The sequence below is a fragment of the Mycobacterium sp. E3339 genome (assembly GCF_001666915.1).
GTDB lineage: Bacteria > Actinomycetota > Actinomycetes > Mycobacteriales > Mycobacteriaceae > Mycobacterium.
On the sequence record NZ_LZIZ01000112.1, the window covers coordinates 1 to 1211 of the forward strand.

Genomic DNA, 1211 nt, shown 5'->3' on the forward strand with positions numbered 1-1211 from the left:
GGACGACGTCGTGCACCGCCAGCTGACCGTCAACCAGGCCCTGAACTACGCCGCCGAGCTGCGCCTGCCGCCCGACAGCTTGTCGACCCGGGTCTCGGCGTGCTTGGTCATGTCGAGTTCTTCGAGGACCTGCGCGACGACCTGGGCCCGCTCCGCTTTGCTGGTGTCGGGCGGCAGGCGCAGCTCGGCGGCGTAGTTCAGGGCCTGGTTGACGGTCAGCTGGCGGTGCACGACGTCGTCCTGCGGGACCATCCCGATCCGGCTGCGCATCGTCGCGTACTCGGCGTGGATGTCGTGGCCCTCGAAGGTCACCGAGCCCGACGTGGGGCTGGTGTAGCCCACGATCACCCGCGACAGCGTGGTCTTGCCGGCGCCCGAGCCGCCGATGATGGCGGTCAGCGTGCCGGGCCGCGCGGTCAGCGAGATGTGGTCGAGCAGTTGCTTGTTCTGCTCGACGGTGTAGCAGACGGAGTTCACTTCCAGGCCGCCGGTGCGCGTCGCGGCCTCGGTGCGGCGCAGCAGGGTGTCGCGGGTGAACACCAGGTCGACGTTGCCGATGGTGACCACGTCGCCCTCGGTCAACACCGCGGACCCCACCCGCACGCCATTGACGAAGGTGCCGTTGACGCTGTGCGCGTCGCGGATCTCGGTGCCCAGCGGCGTCTGGGTCAAAAACGCGTGATGGCGGGAGGCGAGCACGTCCTGGATGACGATGTCGTTGTCGGTGGACCGGCCGATCGTGATCGCGCCGGACGGCTTCGGCATCGCGCCGGATCGCGACGGCATGAGCGCCTGGAACATCTTGGTCGCCAGGTTGGCCACCTCGGGCGGCTTCGCGGCGCTGCGCGACACCCTGCTGCGCCGCTCCGAGGCCGCGACGCGCACCGGCGGCCTGGAAGTGAACTCCGTCTGCTACACCGTCGAGCAGAACAAGCAACTGCTCGACCACATCTCGCTGACCGCGCGGCCCGGCACGCTGACCGCCATCATCGGCGGCTCGGGCGCCGGCAAGACCACGCTGTCGCGGGTGATCGTGGGCTACACCAGCCCCACGTCGGGCTCGGTGACCTTCGAGGGCCACGACATCCACGCCGAGTACGCGACGATGCGCAGCCGGATCGGGATGGTCCCGCAGGACGACGTCGTGCACCGCCAGCTGACCGTCAACCAGGCCCTGAACTACGCCGCCGAGCTGCGCCTGCCGCCCGTGG

Annotated in this window: 2 pseudogenes; one reads left to right on the forward strand and one right to left on the reverse strand. The window is 69.8% G+C overall.

Annotated elements, in window-relative coordinates:
* Positions 1-48: 48 nt before the first annotated feature.
* Positions 49-771 (reverse strand): annotated as a pseudogene (locus A5702_RS10280) (ATP-binding cassette domain-containing protein); the annotation flags it as partial.
* A 100-nt stretch (positions 772-871) separates the two neighbouring features.
* Between A5702_RS10280 and A5702_RS10285 the strand changes: the two are divergent.
* Positions 872-1211, forward strand: a pseudogene (locus A5702_RS10285) (ATP-binding cassette domain-containing protein); the annotation flags it as partial.